Source organism: Phycisphaeraceae bacterium (genome assembly GCA_019636675.1).
GTDB lineage: Bacteria > Planctomycetota > Phycisphaerae > Phycisphaerales > UBA1924 > JAHBXC01.
Genome location: JAHBXC010000003.1, coordinates 40,105 through 62,884 on the forward strand (window position 1 = coordinate 40,105; position 22,780 = coordinate 62,884).

The 22,780-nt window shown below is 70.8% G+C and carries 22 protein-coding genes; 7 read left to right on the forward strand and 15 right to left on the reverse strand.

The features are described 5' to 3' along the window. Nucleotides 1–9: 9 nt before the first annotated feature. Both rpiB and KF684_10470 read right to left on the reverse strand, forming a co-directional pair. Nucleotides 10–492 (reverse strand): ribose 5-phosphate isomerase B, encoded by a 483-nt coding sequence (gene rpiB / locus KF684_10465; protein ID MBX3353341.1) that lies wholly within the window; start codon nt 490–492, stop codon nt 10–12. Further along, nucleotides 489–1,664 (reverse strand): Sua5/YciO/YrdC/YwlC family protein, encoded by a 1,176-nt coding sequence (locus tag KF684_10470; GenBank protein MBX3353342.1) that lies wholly within the window; start codon nt 1,662–1,664, stop codon nt 489–491. Before KF684_10470 ends, rpiB begins: the two co-directional genes overlap by 4 nt. 168 nt (nt 1,665–1,832) lie before the next feature. Between KF684_10470 and KF684_10475 the strand changes: the two genes are divergently transcribed. After that, a complete protein-coding gene (locus tag KF684_10475; protein ID MBX3353343.1) occupies nt 1,833–2,417 on the forward strand; it encodes a hypothetical protein in 585 nt (194 codons plus the stop codon). Nucleotides 2,418–2,586: 169 nt separating this feature from the next. Here the strand turns inward: KF684_10475 and KF684_10480 are convergent, their stop codons facing one another. Continuing rightward, the gene (locus KF684_10480) at nt 2,587–4,161 is read right to left on the reverse strand and encodes a carboxypeptidase M32 (protein ID MBX3353344.1); all 1,575 of its coding nucleotides are present in this window, start codon (nt 4,159–4,161) and stop codon (nt 2,587–2,589) included. 149 nt (nt 4,162–4,310) lie between these two features. Here KF684_10480 and KF684_10485 point away from each other — a divergent pair, with 149 nt between their 5' ends. The 3 genes from KF684_10485 to ruvX all read left to right on the forward strand — a co-directional run bounded on the left by KF684_10485 (nt 4,311) and on the right by ruvX (nt 7,327). Next, on the forward strand, nt 4,311–5,486 hold the full coding sequence (locus KF684_10485; protein MBX3353345.1) for an ATP-binding protein: 1,176 nt from the start codon (nt 4,311–4,313) through the stop codon (nt 5,484–5,486). Nucleotides 5,487–5,553: 67 nt separating this feature from the next. Continuing rightward, nucleotides 5,554–6,855, forward strand: a complete 1,302-nt coding sequence (gene nuoH, locus KF684_10490; GenBank protein ID MBX3353346.1) for an NADH-quinone oxidoreductase subunit NuoH — start codon at nt 5,554–5,556, stop codon at nt 6,853–6,855. 7 nt (nt 6,856–6,862) lie between these two features. Next, nucleotides 6,863–7,327: a Holliday junction resolvase RuvX gene (gene ruvX, locus KF684_10495; protein ID MBX3353347.1), complete on the forward strand. Its 465-nt coding sequence runs from the start codon at nt 6,863–6,865 to the stop codon at nt 7,325–7,327. On the opposite strand, the gene KF684_10500 is transcribed toward ruvX, so the two are convergent. Further along, entirely contained in the window at nt 7,322–7,717 is a 396-nt protein-coding gene (locus KF684_10500; GenBank protein MBX3353348.1) for a hypothetical protein, read from the reverse strand. The two genes, ruvX and KF684_10500, sit on opposite strands and share 6 nt — an antisense overlap. 10 nt (nt 7,718–7,727) lie before the next feature. Then, the gene (locus KF684_10505; protein ID MBX3353349.1) at nt 7,728–8,507 is read right to left on the reverse strand and encodes a YceI family protein; all 780 of its coding nucleotides are present in this window, start codon (nt 8,505–8,507) and stop codon (nt 7,728–7,730) included. 272 nt (nt 8,508–8,779) lie between these two features. Here KF684_10505 and KF684_10510 point away from each other — a divergent pair, with 272 nt between their 5' ends. Together KF684_10510 and KF684_10515 are read left to right on the forward strand one after the other, a co-directional pair. Beyond that, nucleotides 8,780–9,727, forward strand: coding sequence for a hypothetical protein (locus KF684_10510; protein MBX3353350.1), 948 nt, complete (start codon nt 8,780–8,782; stop codon nt 9,725–9,727). Further along, nucleotides 9,711–12,428: a hypothetical protein gene (locus KF684_10515; GenBank protein ID MBX3353351.1), complete on the forward strand. Its 2,718-nt coding sequence runs from the start codon at nt 9,711–9,713 to the stop codon at nt 12,426–12,428. The genes KF684_10510 and KF684_10515 overlap by 17 nt, the downstream gene beginning before the upstream one ends. A 9-nt stretch (nt 12,429–12,437) precedes the next feature. Here KF684_10515 and KF684_10520 read toward each other — a convergent pair whose 3' ends face one another. From KF684_10520 to KF684_10565, 10 genes are all read right to left on the reverse strand, one after another. After that, nucleotides 12,438–14,018: a hypothetical protein gene (locus KF684_10520; protein ID MBX3353352.1), complete on the reverse strand. Its 1,581-nt coding sequence runs from the start codon at nt 14,016–14,018 to the stop codon at nt 12,438–12,440. A gap of 35 nt (nt 14,019–14,053) precedes the next feature. Continuing rightward, entirely contained in the window at nt 14,054–15,517 is a 1,464-nt protein-coding gene (locus KF684_10525; GenBank protein MBX3353353.1) for a hypothetical protein, read from the reverse strand. Between the two features lie 177 nt (nt 15,518–15,694). Continuing rightward, entirely contained in the window at nt 15,695–16,039 is a 345-nt protein-coding gene (locus KF684_10530) for a hypothetical protein (GenBank protein ID MBX3353354.1), read from the reverse strand. A gap of 17 nt (nt 16,040–16,056) precedes the next feature. Beyond that, a complete protein-coding gene (locus KF684_10535; protein MBX3353355.1) occupies nt 16,057–16,368 on the reverse strand; it encodes a hypothetical protein in 312 nt (103 codons plus the stop codon). A gap of 26 nt (nt 16,369–16,394) precedes the next feature. Next, entirely contained in the window at nt 16,395–16,631 is a 237-nt protein-coding gene (locus tag KF684_10540; GenBank protein ID MBX3353356.1) for a hypothetical protein, read from the reverse strand. A gap of 5 nt (nt 16,632–16,636) precedes the next feature. After that, nucleotides 16,637–17,221, reverse strand: coding sequence for an HYExAFE family protein (locus KF684_10545; GenBank protein ID MBX3353357.1), 585 nt, complete (start codon nt 17,219–17,221; stop codon nt 16,637–16,639). 29 nt (nt 17,222–17,250) lie between these two features. Continuing rightward, nucleotides 17,251–17,787, reverse strand: coding sequence for a prepilin-type N-terminal cleavage/methylation domain-containing protein (locus KF684_10550; protein MBX3353358.1), 537 nt, complete (start codon nt 17,785–17,787; stop codon nt 17,251–17,253). Further along, complete coding sequence (locus KF684_10555) at nt 17,784–19,583, reverse strand: hypothetical protein (protein ID MBX3353359.1); 1,800 nt, start codon at nt 19,581–19,583, stop codon at nt 17,784–17,786. The genes KF684_10550 and KF684_10555 overlap by 4 nt, the downstream gene beginning before the upstream one ends. After that, entirely contained in the window at nt 19,580–20,227 is a 648-nt protein-coding gene (locus KF684_10560) for a hypothetical protein (protein MBX3353360.1), read from the reverse strand. Before KF684_10560 ends, KF684_10555 begins: the two co-directional genes overlap by 4 nt. Then, nucleotides 20,224–20,685, reverse strand: a complete 462-nt coding sequence (locus tag KF684_10565; GenBank protein ID MBX3353361.1) for a hypothetical protein — start codon at nt 20,683–20,685, stop codon at nt 20,224–20,226. The genes KF684_10560 and KF684_10565 overlap by 4 nt, the downstream gene beginning before the upstream one ends. Before the next feature lie 279 nt (nt 20,686–20,964). Between KF684_10565 and KF684_10570 the strand changes: the two genes are divergently transcribed. Next, nucleotides 20,965–22,764 carry an LptF/LptG family permease gene (locus KF684_10570; protein ID MBX3353362.1) on the forward strand — a complete coding sequence of 600 codons (1,800 nt, stop codon included), beginning with the start codon at nt 20,965–20,967 and terminating at the stop codon, nt 22,762–22,764. The last annotated feature ends 16 nt before the right edge of the window (nt 22,765–22,780 follow it).

Below are 22,780 nucleotides of genomic sequence, written 5' to 3' on the forward strand. Positions count from 1 at the left end.
GGCGGGGCGTCAGGGGCGTCCGTTCTCGCCGTTGACGACGGCGGCGGGGTCGCGTCCGTGCTCGATCTCGGCGAGTTTGCGCAGGCGTTTGGCGTGTCTGCCTCCCGAGAAGGGCGTGGAGAGGCAGATCTCGATGATTTTCTCGATGAGGCGCATGCCGAGGAGGTCGGCGGAGACGCAGACGATGTTGGCGTCGTTGTGGGAGCGCGACATCTGGGCGGTGATCTCGTCGTGGACGAGGGCGGCGCGGACGCCGGGGATCTTGTTGGCGGCGATGCAGGTGCCGATTCCCGTGCCGCAGACGAGGATGCCCATCTGCGCGTCGCCCCTGGCGATGGCGCTGCCGACGGCCCATGCGGCGTCGGTGTAGTCGCAGGATTCGCGGGTGCAGGGGCCCATGACCTTGACCTCGTGGCCGCGTGATGTGAGGTGCTCGGTGATGCGCTGGATGGCGTCGTAGCCCCGGTGATCGCCTCCGACGGCGAGTTTCATTCGTGGTCTCCTGTGGACTTCGCGGGCGTGGCGGCGGGCTCGTCCCATTCGGCGGCGCGTCGCTCGATGAGTTCGCGCAGGCGCCGGGCGGTCTCGACATAGACCTCGAAGGGGTGTCCGATCGGGTCGGGGATGGCGGCGCCCTCGGCGTCGAGGAGCTCGATCTTGTCGGCGTCCCAGGGGGCGAGTTCGACGGCGGCGCGCCGGTGCTGGGGCGTCATGACATAGACGCGTTCGGCGTCTTCGATGAGTTCGCGGGTGAGTGGCTGGCTCTGGTGGGGCCCGGGCGCGACGCCGATGGTTTCGAGGGCGCGGATGCCCTCGGGCGTCTGCGGGGCGCCGCGCATCGCGCCGGTCCCGGCGGATTCGGCGACGAGGGGCGCGTCGGTGGGGTCGGCGCCGGTCTGGGCGCGTCGCTTCTCGATGATGTCGTTGGCGATGGCGGCGGCCATGGGGCTGCGGCAGGTGTTGCCGGAGCAGACGAAGAGGATGGAGCGGAAGAGGCGTGCGCGGATGCGGCGCTCGTCGACGGCGCCCTCGCGCAGGACGGCGAGCGTGCCGTCGAGCGAGAGTTTGACGAGTGAGGACGGTCGCTGGAGGCGCGTGGGCCCGTCGTTGAGGACGAGGGCGAGTCGCGCGAGGGCGTCAGCGTCGAAGGCGAGTCGCGCGTCGACCGGGGGCGCGCTGCCGCGGGGGGCGGCGCCGGCGATGACGACGGGGTCGGCGACGGCGCGCAGGGCGTCGCGCAGGGTCTCGTGGGCCGGGATGCGCAGGAGGATGGAGGAGGCGTCGTCGATCGCGCCGGGGCGGACGCCCAGCGCGGCGCGGGCGCGCTCGAGCTCGTCGGGCCGGAGTTCAACGAGGAAGGTGACGGGGCCGGGTGCGAGGCGCTCGAGGGCGCGCCGGTGCAGGGCGGAGCGGAGCGGGACGACGGCGGCGACGGCGTCGGGGTCCGCGGCGTGCCAGGCGAGGGGGGCGGCGTCGGGCAGGCCGGTGAGGGCGCGCAGGGCGGCGAGTGGCGCGTCGGAGGACGCGAGGGCCGCGATGCCGTAGACGGTTTCGGTCGGGACGACGACGAGGCCGCCCTCTCGGAGAGTCTGGGCGGCGCGCCTGGCGGCGGCGGCGCGCTCCTGGGGGGGCGCGGCGCGGAGGTCGAGGACGGTCGTCGTCACGGATCGAGTGTATCGGAGGGAGCGGGCGCGTTCCCGATCGGGTGTCTGGGGGTCTCAGGCCGGTTTTCGGGGTGGTGGGGTTGCACGCGTGGTGAAACAGGGTAAATTCGTCGTCGTCCAGCCCCCGAAGGGGCGCGTCGGTGCGTCACCGGCTCCGAAGGGAAAGGCGTGGAGTTCCTGAGCGCGAAAGAGCTGTTTCCCGACCTTCGCGCCGCTGGCGTGGTGGAGGTCGCGTCCGAGGGTCTGGTGCGCTTCGACCTGGAGCCCTCGAGCAAGCCGGTCCGCGAGGTGCACCGGGGCGTGGTGGGCTCGGAGCGCGCGCTGACGCGGGCCGGGCTCGACGGCACGCGCGTCGCGGACGCGAGCGAGCGCCTGCCCGCGCTCGTGGAGGACCTGCTGCACAAGCATCGCGTGGCGGAGGTCTACATCGTGCCGGTGGGGCTGTGGCGCAATGTGTGCGACACGCTGTCGTTCGAGTTGTCGAGCGACGAATCGTGGCTGGAGATCGACGCGGACGCGGCCCTGCACCTGAACACGCGCGACCCGCTGGCGCTGTCGACGAGAGACTTTCACGTGCTGCCCACGATGCTCGGCGCGCTCTGCCGCGCCGCGTCGGACGACAGTTCGGGCGCGCACGACATGACGATCATCGCGCCGGGCGTGGGGATGGTGCTGGAGTTCTCGCCCTCGGGCCTGCTGCGCATGGCGGCGGTCAACGCGGTGTTCTGCGAGGAACTCGCGGAGATGGCTTGAGGGGAAGGCACGGGGGCCAGGCAATCGGCAATCGGCAATGGGCAATCGGCAATGGGCAATCGGGGGAGAGTGGGAATGCGCGTGTGATCGCGCAACATGTCTTCTCTCTCTCTCTTCCTCTTGCCTCGTGCCTTGTGCCTCGTGCCTCGTGCCTCGTGCCTGCTTCCCATCACAGCCCGTAGATGGGCTTGAGTTTGCGCTCGAGGTAGTTGCAGAGGGCTTCGTGGCCCAGGGGCTTGCCGGTGATGCGCTGGCAGAGGTCGAGCGCCGGGTAGCGTCGGCCGTGGGCGTGGATCTTCTCGCGCGTCCAGTCGAGGAGCGGCGCGAACTCGCCCTTCGTGATCTTCGCGTCGAGGTCGGGGATGTCGCGGTTGATGGTTTCCCAGAACTGCGCGCCGAAGAGGTTGCCCAGCGTGTAGGTCGAGAAGTACCCGATCGCGCCCATCGACCAGTGGACGTCCTGGAGGCAGCCGATGCGGTCTTCCTTGACCTCGAGGCCCAGGTCCTTGCGCATGCGCTCGTTCCAGACCGCCGGGACGTCCTTGACGGCGAGCTCGCCCGCGATGAGGGCGCGCTCGATGTCGAAGCGCAGCATGATGTGCAGGTTGTAGGTGCACTCGTCGGATTCGACGCGGATGTAGTGGGGCTTGACGGCGTTGACGGCGCGGAACAGGTCGTCGGGCTTGTGCTGGGCGAAGGCGCCGCCCAGGCGGGCGTTCATCTCGGGCGCGCACCACTTCCAGAAGGCGAGCGAGCGTCCGACCATGTTCTCCCACATGCGGCTCTGACTCTCGTGGATGCCCAGCGAGATGTAGGACGCGAGGGGCTGGCCGAACTTCTCGCGCTTGGGCAGGCCCTGCTCGTAGAGCGAGTGGCCGGATTCGTGGAGGGTGGTGAGCAGGGCCTCGGGCACGCCGTCGTCGCGGTAGCGCGTGGTCATGCGCGTGTCGCCGGGGCCGACGGTCTCGCTGAAGGGGTGGGTCGAGACATCGAGGCGTCCCCCGGAGAGGTCGAAGCCGACGGAGGCGGCGACGAACTTGTTGAATTCCTTCTGGAGCGTGACGGGGACTTTGACCTTGAGGGGCGCGTCGGAGGGGTGCTTGCCGCTGGTGCGGATCGCCTCGATGAAGGGGACAAGCCGGGCGCGAAGGGGCGCGAAGAGCGCGTCGACCTTGGCGGCGGTCATGCCGGGCTCGAAGTCCTCCATGAGGGCGTCGTAGAGATCGACGCCGCTGGCGCTGGTCCCGGCGTAGCACATGGCCTTCTTGCGGTTGAGGTCGACGACCTTGGAGAGCCAGGGGGCGAAGGCGGCGAAGTCGGACTTGGCGCGCGCGTCCTTCCAGGCGTCCATGGACTGGCTGAAGGTCTTGGCCATCTCGGCGACGAGGGCGGTGGGCAGGCGCGTAGCGCGGTCGTAGTCGTGGCGCACCCAGCGGAGGTTGGCCTGCGCGTCGGGGTCGGACTTGAGGGACGCGTCCTGCTCGCACTGGGCGAGGAGGTCGCCCAGGCGGGGGTGGGTGTGCTTCTCGTGGGCGATGGAGGAGAGGGCGGCCAGCTGGTCGGAGCGGAGCTCGGCCCCGGCCGGGGGCATCATCGTCTCCTGATCCCACCCCAGGAGGGAGCGGACCGAGTCGAGGACGGCGGCGTCGCGCAGGTGGGCGAGGAGCTCGCGGTAGGGCGCGCAGGCGGCGGCGGCCTCGGAGAGCGACGACTGGGGTGCTGAACCGGTGGCGAGGGTGCTCATGGTGGGATGGTACAACCCCTTGGCGGGGGCTGGCGCGCGCCGGGGCGGGAAAGAGGTTCACTGCGGGGGGTGCGGGAAAGGGGGTTGAATTAAGACAATTCAAAGTTTGATTTTGAGTTGTCTTGAAGAATGACGATAGTCTTGGGGCGATGATTGAGCGTGATCTGGCCCCCAGACTGGTCGCGGCGGCGAAGGCGTTCCCGGCGGTGACGCTGACGGGGCCTCGCCAAAGCGGGAAATCGACGCTTTGCCGGGCCCTGTTTCCGGGCCATGCCTATGTGAATCTGGAAGCGCCTGACACGCGGGACTTTGCGCAGAACGACCCGCGCGGCTTTCTGTCTGGTTTGCGTGGCGGGGCGATTCTGGACGAGATCCAGCGCGTTCCGGAACTGCCCTCGTATCTGCAGCCGCTGATGGACGAGGATCCGACGCCGGGGAGGTGGATCCTGACGGGTTCGCAGAACTTCGCGCTGCTGGGTTCGGTGAGCCAGTCGCTGGCGGGTCGTTCGGCGGTGCTGCACCTGCTGCCTTTGTCGTACCCGGAGGTGACGCGGTTCGACGATCCGCCGCGGACACCAGACGGCGCGATGTTCACGGGTGGTTACCCGAGGATCTATGACCGGGAGATTCCCCCTTCGGACTGGCTGTCGGCGTATGTGGCGACCTACATCGAGCGCGATGTGCGGACGGTTTCGAATGTCGGGGACCTGACGGCGTTTCAGCGGTTCGTTGAGTTGTGCGCGGGGCGGACCGGGCAGTTGATCAACTACTCGTCGCTCGCGTCGGACGCGGGCGTGTCTCAGCCCACGGCGAAGGCGTGGCTGTCGATCCTAGAGGCAAGTTTCCTCGTGTTCCGGCTTCCGCCGTGGAGCGGGAACATCGGCAAGCGCCTGACGAGGATGCCGAAGCTGCATTTCTACGACACCGGGCTGGTGTGCTGGCTGCTGGGGATCCGCGAGCCGGAGCAACTGCGGGCGCACCCGCTGCGCGGCGCGATCTTCGAGTCGTGGGTGGTTTCGGAGGTGGTGAAGGCCAGGACCAACCGGGGCGAGCGCGGCGGGGTGTACTTCTATCGCGATCAGAACGGCGTGGAAGCGGACCTGCTCGTGGAGAACGCCGGGCGGTTGCGCATTGTGGAGGTGAAGGCGGGGCAGACCTTGGCGGGGGATGTCGCGTCAACGGCGTTTCGGGTGCGCTCGGCGCTGGGCGACCGGGCCGCCCCTCGCCCGGTGGTGGTCTACGCCGGGGATGAGGGGCAGACCCGGAGCGATATCGGCGTGCTGGCGTGGCCGAGGGCTGGCGAGGCGGGCGCGGGGCCTGCATAAGAGGATTGCGGGCTCGCCCGGGCGTGACGCCGACTCTCGTGGGTCCCCCCCGCTACCATCCCGCCCCATGGAGCACCTTCTCTCGGCCCAGAACTTCGTGAGCATCATCACGCTCGTGATCGTGGTGCATGTGATCCTCGGGAACATCACGCTCCTGATCTATCTGGAGCGCAAGATCTCGGCGTACATCCAGGACCGCCTGGGCCCCAACCGCACGGGGTTCTCGTTCGGGGTGCTCCCCATCAAGTTCGGGTTCTGGGGTCTGGGCCAGTCGCTGGCGGACGGCATGAAGTTCTTCCTCAAGGAGGACTACGCCCCCAGCCGCGTCGACAAGGCGCTGTTCACGCTCGCGCCCATCGCGATCGTCATCCCGGCGCTCATCGGTTTCGCGATCATCCCCTGGGGCGGGTACCTCGAGGTCCCCGACATCCGCTCGCCGATCGGCGACTTCCTGCTGGTCAAGGGCGGGACGGCGCAGGTCATCGGCGCGAGCATCAACATCGGGTTCCTCTACCTGCTGGCGGTCGCGTCGCTGGGCGTCTACGGCATCACGCTGGGCGGGTGGGCGAGCAACAACAAGTACTCGTTCCTGGGCGGGCTCCGCGCGACGGCGGGCATGATCTCGTACGAGATCCCCCTGGGCGCGAGCATCCTCGCGGTGGTCCTGCTCTCGGGCACGGTGCGCACCGACGAGATGGTCGAGCAGCAGATCGGCGGCATGGGCTGGTTCGTGCTGTCGCAGCCCCTGGCGGCGCTGCTGTTCTTCGTCTGCATCCTCGCCGAAGCGAACCGCGCGCCGTTCGACAACGCGGAAGCGGAGCAGGAGCTCGTGGGCGGGTACCACACCGAGTACTCCTCGATGCGCTTCGCGCTGTTCTTCCTGGCCGAGTACGCCCACATGATCACGAGCAGCGCGATCCTCGTCGTGCTGTTCTTCGGCGGGTACCACCTGCCCTTCATCCCCTTCACCAGCCCCGAGTCCGTCGGCCTGCTGCCGGCGCTGGGCAAGTTCGCGGTGCTGTTCACCAAGGTGATGATGGTCGTGTGCCTGATGATGCTCATCCGCTGGACGATCCCGCGCGTGCGCTTCGACCAGGTGATGAAACTCGCCTGGGGCGGGATGATCCCGGTGTCGATCGGGCTGGTCGTCGCGACGGCGGTGTGGGTCGCCTTCGGGTGGACCGCGATCTGGCAGCTGCTGATCCTCAACATCCTCGTGGTCGCCGCCGCGATGGCTGCCATGCCCTTCATGCCCAAGGACAACGTCAACCGGCGCATCCCCATCGCCGGCTCGCGCTTCAGCCCGCTGCGCCTGGACGATGTGACCACCGCGCCGACGACGGCGGCGGCGCTGCGCGAAGGCGCCTGACGCGCGTATGGCCTTCGCCCCTCGCGCACGGCGCTGGCTCGCGCTCGACCTGGGCGATAAACGCACCGGCGTCGCGGTCGGCGACGAGGGCTCGCGCATCGCGTCGCCCGTCGATGTCATCGAGCTGCCCATGAGCGAGGGCGCGCGCGGCGAGGCCCTGCTGCGCGCCATCGCGAAGGCGACCGACGATCACCGGCCCGACGGGATCGTGATCGGGCTGCCCCTGAACATGGAAGACGCCAGCGAGGGCGCGCAGGCGAAGAAGGTCCGCGCGTTCGGCGAGCGCGTGGCGCAGGCGACGGGGCTGGAGGTTCGCTACCAGGACGAGCGTCTGACGAGCGCGCAGGCCGACTGGCGGATGGCGCAGTCGGGTCTGACGCACAAGCAGAAGAAGGGCCGGCGCGACGCGCTGGCCGCGGCGGTGGTGCTGGAGGAGTTCCTCAACGCGATGGGTCGCGACGGGTCGTCATGACCCGGGCCCGGAGGCGGTGCGCGGGTCTTTCCGGAAGACCTCGCCCACGATGCCCATCGCCGCGAAGAGCATCACCAGCAGCGCCGGGCCGGCGAGGGTGAGGAGACTCACGGCGTCGCGGCCCGCGCCGGCCGGGAGCAGGCCGAGCATGAAGCGGTTGGGGATCTCTTCCATCGCGCCGGTGTTGTCTTCGAGGCCGGTGCCCTCGAAGAGGTCGGCGAGACTCTCTTCCTTCGCGTCGCGCTGCTGCTGGGCGCGGGCCTGGTCGTAGTAGCGCGTGAAGGTGTAGCCCTCGATGCGGGTCTCGCGCCAGAGCGTGTAGGACTGCAGGGCGATCGCGCCGGCGCAGACCACGACGATCAGGCGCGTGAAGATGCGGAGCGTGCGCATGCGGGATGCCTTACTCGCGGTTGGTCGGACGGCCGGGACGCTCGCCGCCGGCGCCCGGCGCGGCGCGCTGGGCGGGGTCGAAGGTGGTGAGCAGGAGGAAAGTGTCGAGCCCGAGCTCGTTCGAGACCATGCCGGACTCGATGGCCTGATCGCCCACGGCGACGCCGAAGTCGCTGAGCGTGATGGAGTACTGGGCGCGGATCGCGAGCAGATCGCCCGGGGCGCGGGCCTTGGTCCGGTCGCTCTCGGGCATGAAGGTCAGGCGCGCCGGGATCTTCATCTCGCGCGTGACGCCCTTGACGGTCATGTCGCCGACCAGCGTCGCGTCGTAGGTGCGGAACCACGAATCCTCTCTGGCGAGGGTGACGCCCTCGGAGCCCTTGATGACGAAGGTGATGTTCGGGTGTTCCGCGGCGCCGAGCCAGCGGTCGCCCTTCATGTGCTCGTTGCGCATCGGGATGCCGGTGTCCATCGACGCGACGGGCAGCTCGAACCTGCCGACCAGCAGCTCGCCCTCGGGCTTGTCGGCGCTGGACGAGGAGGGGTTGGGCGCGACGGCGTAGCCGCTGACGCGGTTGCTGATGCCCTTGATGTGCTCGAGGGCCGCGTCGGAGGTGAAGGTGACCTGCGCGTCCTTCACCGGGTGCACGCGGTAGACCTTGCCCTTCGCGGCGTGCTCGGCGGGGACCTCGACACGGGCCTGCTGCGCGCCCTGTTGCGCGAGGGCGAACGGCGCGAGGAAGAGGCACGAGGAGGACGCGAGGGCGAGCAGGACGCTGGCTGGGCGCATGAGGGGTCTCCGTGTGACGATCCGGGATCGGTGGGTTCAACCGTCCCGGCGGGAGTCGGTTCGACGCCGGGTCAGGATATGGATTCCCGGCGTCGGGAGTTTGTTCCCTCGCTCGCGCAGGGGGGGGAGCGAACAAAGCGGGGCGGCGGCGCGTCGGAAGTGAAGGTTGCGGCGAACATCGCCCAACCCTCGATCGGCGCCGAGCCGATGAATGGATCGGCCCGGGCGATTTGGTCCCGGAGTCGGGCAACGATGGTGCAAGGAGCCGGCCAGTGAGAGAGCGGACGATTCGAACGGGCGTGCTGATCGCGGGCATCGTGATGACCGGGACTGTCGCGTGCGCGCAGATGGGGCGCCCAGCGCCCAGCAAGCCCGGCGACGAGCGCCAACCCGCCCCGGCCCCCGCCCCCGCCCCCGGCGGCTCCCCCACTTCCGAATCGCAGGCGCAGCGCGCCGACGGGGAGTTCCGCACGGCGCGCGATCTGCTCGTGGCGCTGGAGCGCGCCGGCGACACGATGCGCACGCTCGAAGCGCCGGTGGTGTACGACCGGCGCTTCAAGCTGCAGGGCGACCGGCACATCCGTCGGGGCACGCTGTACTTCAGCAACCAGTTGAACAACGCTGGCCAGCGTTCGCGCGCGTTCGCGATCGTGTTCTCGTCGCTGCAGGTGGCGGGGCGGTACGAGGACGACCCGCAGACCTGGGTGTTCGACGGTCGCTGGCTGGTGGAGATGCGTCCTGCGCAGAAGCAGTTCGTGAAGCGCGAGGTGTCGCGCCCCGGGCAGCCGTTCGACCCGCTGAAGATCGGCGAAGGTCCGATGCCGATCCCGATCGGGCAGGACGCGAACGAGATCCTGGCGCGCTACGACGCGCAGCTGCTGCCGGCGCGCGAGGGCCTGCCGGAGAGTTGGGGCGTGCCGGACTGGCTGCTGGGGACGTATCAGCTGCTGTTGACGCCGCGACCGGGCGTGAACGAGGACGACGAGTTCCGGACGATCCGGCTGTGGTACGAGAAGGGCACGCTGCTTCCCCGGATGGCGATCACGGTGAACCGTGGAGGCGATGAGTCGATCGTGTACCTCGAATCGCCCAAGGCGAACGCGCCGCTGCCCGAGGGGATGCTGAACGTGAAGGAGCCCCCGGCGGGGGCCGGCTGGCAGGTGCAGATCGAGGAGTTGCCCGCGCTCGAGGAGATGGAGATCGATGCGCCCTCGCGCTGACCGTTGCCGCGGACGCGGCGCGCTGGCGGCGGCGTTGGTCGCGCTGGCGGGCGTGTGCGCGCCGGCGTGGTCGCACGCGCCCGAGCAGGCCGAGCCCCGGCCGGCCGCGATCGCGGTGGCGCCGGCGGTGCAGCGTCTGATCGACGCGCCGTACACCACCGACGAGGAGCGCGGCGCGCTGCGCGTGTTCCACGGCGTGTGGACGGCGGCGGAGCTGCGCGACCCGGACCGGCGCGCGACGGCGGCGCTGCTGTCGGGCGTGTGGGACGACCCGTCGCTGCGCCGTGTCGAGGCGCCGACCGCGCTGCGCGCCGAGGCGGCGCTGCGCCGGGGCGAGCCCGAGGCGGCGATCGCGCTGCTCGAGGGCGACGCGTCGCTGGCTGCGGCGCGGGTCCGCACGCAGGCGCTGACCGATCTGGGCCGGTTCGACGACGCGCTGGTCGAGGCGGCTGCTGCTGAGGGCGCGCTGCGCGCCGACCGTTCGCTGACGGCGCCCGAGATCGTGGACGCGGTGCGCATGCTGCGCGTGCGCGCGCGCCTGCGCGGCGAGCCGGCGAGCGGGTATCAGGCGATGCTGGACCTGCTGGCGCAGGCGCGCCGGCTCGACCGGCTGTACTGGCCCGCGGCGCTGGCGGAGGCTGAGCTTCTCTACGAGAAAGACGCGCGCGACGACGCGGCCAAAGCGCTGCAGGAGGTTCTCTCGCTGAACCCGCGGGCCGCCGACGCGTGGGCGCTGCTTGGCCGGCTGCACGTGGACGGCTTCAACATGGACGCGGCGAGGACCGTGGCCGGCACGCTCGACGACATGGCGTGCGATGTCTCGGGCGACCCGACCGATTCGTCGTTCCAGGGCGCGCTGATCCGTGCGCGCTCGTGGCTTCGTCAGAACGAGCCCGAGGTCGCGGACGAGGCGCTCGCGCCGTGGGCGGAGCGTCACCCGTTCCAGCGCGAGGGGCTGGCGATGCGGGCCGCGATCGCGGCGGTGCGGTATCAGCCGGGCAGACTCGAAGACCTGCTCGCGCTGTCGGACGAGTTGTCGCCCGGCGCGCCGGACACGCTGTTCGCGGTCGGCGCGGCGCTGTCGGAGGCGCGCCAGTACGAGCCGGCGGCGGAGTACCTGCGTCTGTCGAGCGATCGCCTGCCCAACTGGCCGGCGCCGCTGATCGAACTGGGTCTTTTGGAGTTGCAGTCCGGACGCGACGCGAACGCGCTGGACGCGCTGCGGCGCGTGGCGAAGCTCGACCCGTACAACACGCGCGCGCGGAACAGTCTGACGCTGCTCGAAGAGCTGGTGACCTATTCGACGCTCGAGGGCGATCATTTCATCGTGCGCTACAAGCCGGGCGTGGACGAGGTGCTGGCGCGCGAGATGCTGCCGATCCTCGACGAGATCCACGGGGTGGTCGCGACGGCGATCGACCACGAGCCGGCGGTGAAGACGACGCTCGAGCTGATGCCCAACCACAGCTGGTTCGCGGTGCGGATCACGGGCATGCCGGCGATCCACACGATCGCGGCGGCGACGGGGCCGGTGATCGCGATGGAGACGCCGCGCCTGGGCCCGAACCATTCGGGCGTGTACGACTGGGTGCGCGTGGTTCGTCACGAGTACGTGCACACGGTGACGCTGTCGCGCACGAGGAACCGCATCCCCCACTGGTTCACCGAGGCGGCGGCGGTGTGGCTGGAGCTGGCGCCCCGGGATTACGACACCTGCGTGCTGCTGGCGACGGCGCTGGAGCGCCGCGAGTTGTTCAACCTTCGCGACATCAACACGGCGTTCGTGCGTCCGAAGAAGCCGACGGACCGCGCGCAGGCGTACGCGCAGGGCCACTGGATGTACGAGTTCATGGTGGAGCGTTTCGGGGAGCGCGCGCCGCTGGAGCTGATGGACCTGTACGCACAGGGCGTGCGCGAGGAGGAGGCGTTCCGGCGCGTGCTCGGCATGGGCGGGGATGAGTTCTTCGCGCTGTTCCTGCCCTGGGCCGGCGAGCAGGTGATGGCGTGGGGCCTCTCGCCCGAGCCGGACCTGCGCGTGGTGCGTTTCGAGAGCTTCCTCGCGAGCGAGGAGGGCGCCGAGATCGTTCGCGCCCGTCTGCGCGACGCGGCGCGCGCCGGCGCGATGCGCGTCGCCGGGCTGGCGGCGCAGCGGGTGGAGCCGATCGAGCTGCCCCGGCCGACGATCGAGCAGGCGCAGGCGTGGGTTGCGCTCTACCCGGATCACCCCGGCGCGCTGGAGGCGCTGATCCAGCTCTCGCTGCGCGAGCGCGAGGGCGTCGCGACGCCCGACATGATCGAGACGCTCGAGCGCTACGCGAGGGCGCGCCCGGTGGACCCGACCCCCCACCGCCTGCTGGCGCAGCTGTACCTGGCCGGGGCGGACCCGGACGCGGCGATCCCCCACCTGGAATTCCTGGACGCGCGCGAGCAGCGCACCGCCGCGTACGCCGCCGCTTTGGCGCAGCGGTACGAGGCGATCGACGACCTGTCGCGTGCCGCGGCCAAGGCGGATCGCGCGACGACGATCGCGCCGTACAACGCCGAGCTGCGCGAGCTGGCGGCGCGTATCGCGCTCGTGGGCGGCGACCTCGCGTCGGCGGAGCGTCATGTGTGGGCGCTGACGAAGCTGGAGCCCCAGCGCGAGCTGCACCGGCAGCGCCTCGATCGCGTGCGCGAGCTGCGCGCGTCGGCCGGGGAGTGAGCCGGTCCCTCAGCGGATGAAGCGGACGCGCCCGGCGTCGGGCACGAGCGGCTTGCGCTCGCCGGCGATGCGCAGCGCGTGGGGCGCCGGGAAGTAGACCATGAACGCGCGCCCGGACACGAGCGAGCGCGGGACGACGCCGATGGTGGGGTCGATCTGCGCCGCGACGCGCGTGTCGACCGTGTCCCACAGGCGACCGTCGCGGCTGGCGGCGGAGTTGTCGCCCAGCACCAGCATCTGCAGGTCGTTCAGGCGCGCCGGGCGCATGGGGTGCGAGGCGAAGGCCATTTCTCCCGAGAACCGCCCCGCCTCGCGGTAGGCGGGCTGGAACGAGACATCGCGGTCGAGCCCGACGCGCGACAGCGTGAAGGCGGAACCCTCGAACGACGCGCGCACGCGCGCCTCGGCGTGTCGGTAGGTGGCCGGCTCGGCGAGGGCGCGCGAGTTGGCGTCGGCGAGGACCTGGGCCAGGCGCGTCTCGGTCATGCCCGTCGCGAAGCGCAGGCGATCGAGGGGTGACCAGTCGAGTTCGTGGCGCAGGACTGCGCGGCCGTCGAGCGAGACCTCGACGCGCTGGTCGGCGTGCGAGAGCTGGAGGTCGTGCCAGCGCCCGGCGCGCAGGCCTGGGAAGGGTCGCTCGTCGAGCACGGTCCATCGCTCGCTGGCGCCCTCGCCCTCGGCGCGGCGCATCGAGAGGCGGAGAGCGCCGGGAGCGATGTCGACGAGGAACTCGTGCGCGCGAGCGCCGAGGACGATCGAGACCGCGAGGGAGTCGTCGTCGGGGCGCACGCCGGCGCGAAAGCGAGCATCGCCGGTGCGGAAGACGGGGAGGCCGCGGAGCGAGGGCGAGTCGTTGTACGGGTTGGCGTCGTCGACGGCGCGGAGCGCGTTGTCCCATCGCAGCGTGGCGCGAGCCGGCGTGTCGACGCGGACCGTGCGCCCCGAGGTGTCGATACGGGAGTTGTCGTCGAGGGTGAGCAGCCAGGGCGAGCGCCAGCGCAGCGAGGGGTCGCCGGCGTCGAGGGGCGCGTGCTCGGTGGAGTAGAGCGTGCGCCACAGGGTGCGCTGAACGCGATCGGGCTTGCGCGCGATGCGCCATTCTTCGTGGTCGCCGGCGCGGGTGAAGACATCGCCGTCGACGAGCCAGACCTGCTCGCCGGGGAGGCCGACGAGGCGCTTGATGTAGTTCTCGTCGGGGTTCTCGGGGTTCTTGAAGACGACGACGGACCAGCGGTCGGGGTCGCGGAAGAAGGAGAGCGGCTTGAAGACGAAGATGCGATCGCCGGAGCGGACTGGGGCGTCGTCGTCGATGGTGCGCAGGGCGGTGTAGGGGTCGTCGGCGTCGGCGCGCATCGCGGCGCCGGCGCGAGGGGCGGCGCCGATGGTCCAGGTCGCGCCGGTCTGGGGCGAATGGAGGCGCGCGTGGCGTCCGAGGAGGGTGGGCGCCATGGAGCCGGTAGGGATGATGAACGCCTCGACGACGAAGGCGCGGAAGACGAGGACGCAGACGAACGCGATGAGCATCGCGGTGATCGTGCCGCGGATGGAGCCGTGCTCAGGATGGGGTGCTCGAGACGGCTCGTCGTGCATCGTTGGTCATCGTAGAGCGTGGCGACGAGTGCGCGTCACGCGCCGGGGGCGGGGCCGGGCGAGTCGCCGCGGCCGTCGCGCCGCCTGCGCCCCCGCTTGCTGCGCCGGTTGCGACCGGGGCGCGAGGAGGAGGCCCGCTCGTCGCCGGGCGCGCGATCGCCGGCGCGTGGCTCGCGGGGTTGTCGCGGCTGCGCGTCGGGCGGGGCGCTGGGCGCGGGCGGGCCGGCCTGCGCGTCGCCCGGGGCGGCGGGCTTTTTCTTGCGGCGGCGCTTGCGCTTTTTGGGCGCGGGGCCCTGCCCCGGCTCGCCGGGGGTTGCGCCGGGTGGCGCGTCGGCGTCGAGGCCCGACATGATCTCGTCGATTTCGCTGGCGGGCCCGCGGGGCTTGGGGCCTCGCTGCTGGCGCGCGTCGTCGCGCTGGGCGCGTTCGCGATAGGCGTCCTGCTGGGCGTCCTTGGCGTCGGGGGACGGTGCGACGCGGCGCTCGACCTTGGCCTGGCGCATGCCGCGGAAGGGGTCGCTGGCGCGCTTGGGCGCGTCGGCGGGGTCGACGAGGTCTTCGACGGGGACGGCGACCTGCTTGCGCTGTGGGTTGGGGTCGCCCTCGGGTGGGTCGAGATCGACGAGGACGAGCTGGGTGAGGATCTGGGTGTCGATGACGACGCCGACGCCCTCGGGCGTGCCGACGCGCGTGCCTCGCCTGGGGAGGTTCTTTTTGAGGGAGTCGTAGGTCTCGTCCTCGTAGCGGAGGCAGCACATGAGCCGGCCGCAGCGTCCGCTGATTTTGAGCGGGTCGAGGGTGGCCTTCTGGACCTTGGCGGACTTCATGGAGACGGGCTTGAGGACTTTGAGGAAGTTCTTGCAGCAACAGTGCTGGCCGCAGCGTTCGTAATCGGCGATGAGGCGTGCCTCGTCGCGTGCGCCGACCTGGCGGAGCTCGATGCGCGCGTGGAACTCGCGTGCCATGGCGCGGACGAGCTCTCGGAAGTCGATGCGGTGTTCGGAAGTGAAGAAGAGGGTGAGGACCTCGCCCCCGAGGATGGGCTCGGCGTCGACGATCTTCATGGGCAGGTCGTGCTCGTCGACGAGGGCCCGGGCCTTGCGGACGATGTCCGGGCGGGTCGCGTCGAGGGCGCTCTGGCGGTTGAGGTCGTCGATGGTGGCGATGCGGATGACCCGGCCCTCGGTGGTGAAGGGGTAGTCGGGCCCGCCGGAGTTCTCGATGTACTCGAGCATCTGCTGGCGCGTGACGCTCTTGGAGCAGCCTGAGTTGGGGCAGGTGCTGGTGAGCATCTCGCCGACTTCGACGCCTCGATGGGTCTTGACGACGAGTTTGGAGCCGCAGCCGGGCTTGGCGTCCCCGTCGTAGGGGAACTCTCCGACCATTTTCATCGATCCGAAGCGGACGACGATGGAGGTGGGCGGCTTGAGGCGTTCGTAGGCCTCGCGGTCGGCCTCGGCGAGGTCTGCCTCGAACTGCTGGAGGGGGAAGATGGACATGGGGTGCTCGCGCGTTGGGAAAGCGTGCGCGGAAGAGCCGCGCGTGGGGGAGGAGGCGTTTGTCGTCGGTCTGGAGGTTTCGGCCCCCTGCGTCGGCCGACGGGCGCAGGGGTGTTCACGCGAGCAAAGGCCCGGCGCGCTCGGAGCGTGCGCGGCGGGCCGAGGGAGTGTATCGGCTCAGCGACCGGGGCGGGTGAAGCCGCCGGGTGCGCGCTGGTTGCGCGCCTGGGTGAAGAATTCGGTGAGCTTGATGTTCTGGTAGAGCTCGACGCGGTTGCGGTTCTCGACGCCGTAGATGAGGAGCGCGTCGGAGCGGGCGTCCATGACGAAGACGATGTCCTCGCGGTTGCCGGTGTCGGAGGTGAGGATGGTGAGCTCGCCGACGCTGGAGACATCGGCCCTGGCCTGGGCGCCTGCGCCGAGGCGTCCGGCCTGGACGACGACGAGGGCGGCGAGGACGAAGGCGCTGGCCCAGAGGGCGCCGACGCCGGGCTGCACGCGGTGTCGCGCGGTGGTGTTCATGGCGTGGTCTCCGTGCGTCATCGCGGGCGCGTCTGGGTGTTGCGGATATCGGCGTTGAGGTCGCGGAAGCCGATGAAGTCGAGGGAGCGTCGTGAGATGTCCCAGGAGCTGACGATGAGCTCCATGTTGGCGGCGTCGACGATGTAGACGCCTCGCGGGTTGAGGCCCTGGATCTGGCCCGAGACCATGGTGTATTGGCCGCGGACGCGCTGGGCGGGCTGCTGGGCGTCGGCGCTGGGCGCAAAGGTGGTCGCGGCGAGGGCGGCGAGCAGGGCGGCGTTGAGGAGGATGAGCGAGCGGTACGGGCGGTGTGATCGAGCGCGCTGCATGGGTGCGCCTCCGACGGGGTGGTGGGTCAGTCGAGGTGGCCGCGCTTGCTGGGGAGGAGACTCGCGCCGACGGTGGCGGCGACGAGGAGCCCGACGATGATGAAGTAGAGCCAGGTCGGTGGCTCGTCGGCGGCCTGCGGGAGCGGGGGTCCCGAGCCGCTCTGCGCGAAGGCCTGCGACGCGGCGAAGAGCGCGAGCGCGGAGGCGGCGGCGAGGGGTCGCGCGGCGCGGGCGGGGGCGTGGGTGTCGGCGTCGTTGGTCATCGTCTTCACGGTACGAGGGAGTCGAGGGGGTGTAAAGCGTGGTTCGCGTGCGGGGCGGTGTCGGTTCCAGCCGGGCAGAAGGGCGTGCTGACGCGCTGGAAGGCGCTGGCTCCCAGGTGGACGGTGCCCCATCGCGGCGAGCGTGGGCGCATGTTCGCTTCGTATTCGGGCAGCGAGACGCATCGGACGGAGTACCAGCGGTCGCGATGGGTGAAGACCTCGTGGAAGAGCCCGTCGGGGGGCTGCTCGTCGCACCAGTAGACGAAGACGAAGCATGCCTCGAACCCCTCGCCGAAGAGGGTGCGCCAGGCGCGCAGGGAGTCGATGTCGTCGAGGGTGACCCAGTTCTGCAGGGCGCTCCACGCGCCCGAGCCGGACCGGCGCGCGATTTTGCGTCCCTTGATGTCGAGGAGGAGGTTGTCGCGCCGGCCGTAGACAACGAAGTCGAAGGACTTGAGTGCCTGGGCGGGCTGCGCGGCGCTGGCCGGGAGGAGGGTGCGGCGTGCCTCGTCGACGGCGACATAGGGCACGCGCCGGGCGCGCAGGTAGTGTTCGAACGCCTGCTCGTAGTGGTGCCGGCGCTGCGCCATGGGCGCAGTGTACCATCGCGCGAGGGGGCTTATTCGATGTAGGCGTCGCCCGTTTCGGCGCGGATGCGCACGACGAGGGCGTCGTTCTCGGTGGAGAGCTCGAAGCGCACATCGACCGCCGGGGCGAGACGCCCGAAGGCGTCGAAGCGGACGAAGGGCAGCGCGCCGGCGACGATGGTGTCGGGGTCGACGCCGCCCGGGGCGAGCCGCACGCTCCAGAGGTTGGAGGCGGGGCCCTCGCCGAAGACGATGCGCCAGTCGCCCCCGACGCCGCTGGGGAGCGTCATCGGCGTGTCGGGATCGGAGTGCCGGGCGAGATACCAGCCGGCGCCTGCCGGGCTGACGACGACGCGGACGGGGTCGCCCGGGTCCTGCACGGTGAGCATGCGCGCGTTCTGGAGGTCTGCGGTGAAGAGGTTGGCGGCGGCGACGAGTCGCGTCCGATCGTCGCGCGAGAACGCGGGGATGACGGCGAAGAGCACGATCGACAGGACCGCCATGACGACGAGGACATCGATCAGCGTGAAGGCGCGCGGGGTGGGGTTGCGTCGTGGCATGCGGGTCATGGCGTGACGGAGACGATCCCGCCTTCCGACGCTTCCTTGTCGGCGTGTGCGTTCTTGCGGACGGTCGACGGGTTCGAGCGCTGCGTCGAGGCGAGCCCCTTCACGGTTGTGGCGAGCGTGCTGTCGTCGCCGGCGGCGAGGGTGGCGCCGAAGAAGGTGGCTTCGGGGAGCGCGCCGGCCTCGATGGCGCGGACGGCGCCCAGGAAATCGGCGACGACGATGTTGCGCAGCGGGTCGCGCGGGTCGGGGAGTGTGGCGCTGATGACGCGCGCGTCGTCGTCGGGGTCTGGCTCGACGCCCTCGCCCTCGAAGACGGTGACGATGTGGGCGATGAGCGAGTTGAGCCCCTGGGTGTTGTCGAAGGTGGCGAGCGCCTTGCGCAGGACGGGGAAGCGCTCGGGGTCGTAGACGGGGCCGAGGGTGTCGGCGATGCCGCCGCCGCGGTTGAGGGCGTGGTCGTAGAGGATGGACGCGTTGTCGCGCATGCGGAGGTCTCGCGCGGCGGCGCGCCCGATGACGGCGGAGTTGGACGCGATGTCGACGAAGGCGCCGGGCGCGTGGATGGCGCCGGCGACGAGCGCGCGGGAGGAGAGGGAGACGACCTGGTCGGCCTCGCCGCCGCCGTGGGTGTCGATGACGAAGATCTTGACGCGCGAGGAGTCGACGACGCCGGAGACGCTCTGGTAGGTGCGTGAGGTGTTGTTGCCGAGGGACTTGGTGAAGCCGACGACGGAGTTGGCGATGGTGACATCGTCGTAGACATAGATCTCGACGCGTGAATCGGCGCCGATGAGTTCGAGCGCGGAGCGGTCGTAGAGCTCGAAGTCGTTCCGGACGAGGATGCGGACATCGCCCGAGACGCGGATGGTGCCGTTGTTGGCGGTGAGGTTGTGGACGGAGTAGTTGCGCCCGAGCGCGCCGTTGAAGGTCACGACGCCGCCGCTGCTGGCGGAGACGTTGGCGGTCGGGCCCGGCGCGACGGTTGCGGGGAGCAGGGCGGTGATCGACGAGACGCCCAGGATGCCCGGGGCGATGGAGGTGAGGGCGGAGGGGACCCGCACGCTGGCGGAGGGGAAGACCAGGTCGCTGACGACGCCTCCGGCGAAGGGGGCGGCGGACGCCGCGTCGCGCAGGGATGCTGTGGCGTTGTCGCTGACGACGAGTCGCGCGTTCGCGAGCGTGCTGGCGCCGGAGACGCTGAGCTGTCCCGACGGGGCGAAGGCGACGCCGACGTTGGCGGTATAGAGGGATGGCCCTCGCACGCTGTCGGGCCAGGGGGCGATGAAGGCGCCGCTCTCGACGCGGAGGCGATCGACGGCGAAGGCGGCGAACTCTGGGAGCGTGGGGTCGATGGCTTCGGTGAGCCGGTTGGTGGGTCGGCGGATGACGCGCTTCTGCTGGATGGAGCCGATCTGGCCGGCGCCGCCGATGGCGCTGACGAGGTAGAAGCGGTCGGTGGCGGCGACCTGCTCGCCGGAGGTGTTGGTGACGAAGGCGTCGGTCTCGCCGAGGCGGAAGGCGGCCTTGGCGACGATCGCGCCGTCCGTGAGGTCGTCGCTGGGGGCGACGGAGGTCTGGAGGATGGCCATGGCGAGGTTGGCGCCGGACTGGGCGGCCCACTTGGCGTTGCTGGAGACCTCGGCGTTGGCGGCGATGGCCGGTGCGGCGTCGCGGCTGGCGACATAGGCGGAGCCCATGACGGTCGCGGTGCCGAGCGCGACGAGCACGAGGAGCATCGCGACGCCGCGGCGGGAGGCGCGCGGGCGAGCGGCGGTGGTGCGTCGTGTGGCGTTCATCGCGAAGGGCTCCTGTGATCGGCGAGGCCGAACGCCGCGAGCATGGTGGTCGTGGTCGCGTCGCCGGGGTCTGCGGCGATCAGGTCGAACTCGACGCGGAGGCGCGCGGAGTTTCTGAGATTCGCCTCGTCGCTGACGGACCAGCGGACAGCGTCGATGCCGGAGGCGAGGACGACCTCGCGCGTCATGCCCATGGAGCGGAAGGCCTCGATCATCGCGATCGGGTTCATGGCGCTGGTGATGACGCTGTTGGAGTTCTGCTTGAGGACGGCGTGCCAGACCTCCGGGAACGCGACGCGCTCGGCGAGGATGCGCTGGCCGGCGCTGTCGAAGCGGATGAGTCGCAGCTCGAGGAGGTTCGCGAAGCCGGGGGACACATCGTCCTCGAGCCAGAGCGCCACGGACGACGCGTCGGCCGAGAGCTGCACGGGCGCGAGCGAGGGCTCGACATAGGCGCGGAGCGATTCGCGCACGGCGTGGGCGCGCAGGAGCGACGAGCGGTTCTCGCGGTCGCCCTGCGCGACGCTGCTGACCGAGGTCATCATCGACGCGATGGCCATCGCGACCATGGCGGTGACGGCGGACGCGAGGAGCAGCTCGACGAGGGTGAGGCCGCGGCGTGATGGGGCGTGCGCGCGGGTCACGACGCGGGCTCCGCGATGAAGAGGGTGGCGGAGCAGAGCTCGCCGGTGTCGTCGAAGGCGAAGACGGTGACGGAACGACCACGGATGATCGCGCCGCTGGCGGATTCCTTGATGGTGACGTCGAGGACCTCGACGCGCCGCCCGACGGGCCAGTAGGCCTGGGGGTAGGGCGCGCCGTCGACGGTCTCGAGGGCGCCGGGGTTCTGGACGAGCTCGTCGAAGTCGGGCAGGTCGTCGTAGGGGACGCCGGAGAGCTCGCTGAGCAGGTCGTCGATGACCATGGCGCCCAGGAAGAGCTTCTGGCTGACGAGGGAGGCGGCCTGGCCGGCGGCGATGGCGCTGGTGAGGGCGAGGACGGTGATGAGAAGGATGGCGCTGGCGAGGAGCGCTTCGAGGAGCGTCACCGCCGCGCGCTGGGCGCCCCGGAAGTTTCGGGATGAGCGGGTCGTGGGTCGCACGAGTGAATCGCTCTCGCCTGGGGTGCGTGCCTGGTGGGATGTCCGAACGGGGTGTGGACCTTCCTCCATGACCGAGTGTCGGCGTTCGGTGGTCGCGGGTTTGGGCGAACGCCCCTCGCGCCGGGGATCGGCCCGAAAGAACCGGTGTGACTTGCCCAAACCCCGGAGAAACCGGGACCCTGACGGGGGAGAACCCCGGGACGCGCGGTTCCCGGTCCCGAACGGGATTCGTCCGAGAACGCGCGGCCCGGCTTGCCGCGAGGGGTCGGGGAGCGCAGGATGCACACACGCATGCGCCCGCGGATACCCCGGACCATCCTGAAGATGCTGAGCGCCGACCTGCTGCGTCTGGTGGTGGTCAGCGCGTCGGTGCTGGTGTCGATCGTGGCGTTCTCGACGGCGGTGAAGCCCCTGGCGGAGGGCACGCTGACGGCGGGGCAGGCGCTGAGCTTCATGGCGCTGGCGGCGCCCCCGATGCTGCAGTACGCCCTGCCCTTCGCGGCGGGGTTCGCGGCGACGCTGGCGTACCACCGCTTCGCGTCGGACAACGAGGCCAACGCCGCGTACGCCGGGGGGATCGGGCATCGGACGCTGCTGCTGCCGGCGCTGAGCGTCGGCGCGCTGCTGCTGATCGTGATGCTGGTGCTGCAGCACAGTCTCATCCCCCGGCTGCTGCGCCAGATGGAAGAGCTTGTGACGCGCGACATCGCGCAGCTGCTGGTGAACGCGGTGGAGCGGGGCGACTCGCTGCGCATCCAGGACGCGATCATCCACGCCGACACGGCGGACCGGCTCGGGCCCGACCCCGTCTCGGGCGCGCGCGAGCGTCTGCTGCTGGAGGGCGTGCTGGCGATCAGCCCGAACCCGGCCGGGGGCCTGTCGTGGGAAGCCACCGCCCAGCGCGCCGTCGTTTGGCTGTTCGACGGCGAGGTCGGGCCCGGCGCGGCGGGGGCGGCGGGAGCGAGCGGGACGCTGCTGTCGTCGACGAGCGGCGTGCCCGACGCGACGACCGAGGGCGCGCAGCGCGGCGCGAGCACGACGACGGTCGTGCTGCAGCTGATCAATCAATCGATCGTGCGCGAGGGGCAGGGGTCGTCGCAGACCGCGGGGGATGTCTACCGCTTCGCGGTGCCGGGGGCGTTCCGCGACAAGCCGAAGTTTTATGACTGGAAGGGGCTGCGCGAGCTGCGTCGCAACCCCGACTCGGTGACGGGCGTCGACCGGCAGAAGCGCGAACTGGCTCAGGCGCTGGCGATCGACGAGACGCGGCGCGCCATCCGGCTGAGCATCGAGGGCGACGGCGTGCTGCCGCTGGTCGACCCGGAGGGCCAGTGGGCGCGGCTGACGGCGGGCGGCCTGCGCTGGGATGAGTCGCGCTCGCGTTATGAGCTGCTGCCCCCTCGCGGCGAGGGCGGCGTCGAGGTGCTCTGGCGCCTCGAGGACGGGCGCGCGCGCATCCAGCGCGCCGAGCGGGCGTGGATCCGCGTCGAGGAATCCCGGGGCGTCGCGGGCGTGCCGACCATCACGCTCGACCTCGAGGGCGTGGCGACGCGCGAGCCGGGGTCGGCGTCGGCGTCGGCGCCGGGCGAGACGGTTCGCACGCGCCTGGAGCTGCGCGACCTGGGGCTGGCCGGGGCGGACCTCGCGTCGCTGTTCCGGCTCGGCTCGGACGGGCTGCTGGCGAAGGCGGACTCGCGCGTGGGGCTTGGCGCCGCGCCGAACTCGACGGACGCGGCGACGGTGGAGGACATCCGGTCGCGCGCGAAGAGCCTGCGCAAGCGCGTGCTGACGGCCAAGAACGAGGCGCTGGCGCTGATGCACGAGCGCGTCGCGATGTCGTTCGCGTGCCTGGTGATGCTGATGGCGGGCGCGGTGGCGGCGCTGCGCCTGCACGAGGCGCGCCCGCTGCTGGTGTATCTGAGGAGTTTCTTCCCGTCGCTGGCGACGGTGATCGCGATCAGCTCGGGGCAGAACGTGGCGACCGAGCGGGGGCCCGTGGGGCTGGCGCTGCTGTGGGGCGCGCTGCTGATCCTGGGCGTGTTTACACTGGTCGAGTATGTCCGCCTGGCGAGGCGATGAATCGGAGCTGAGTGTC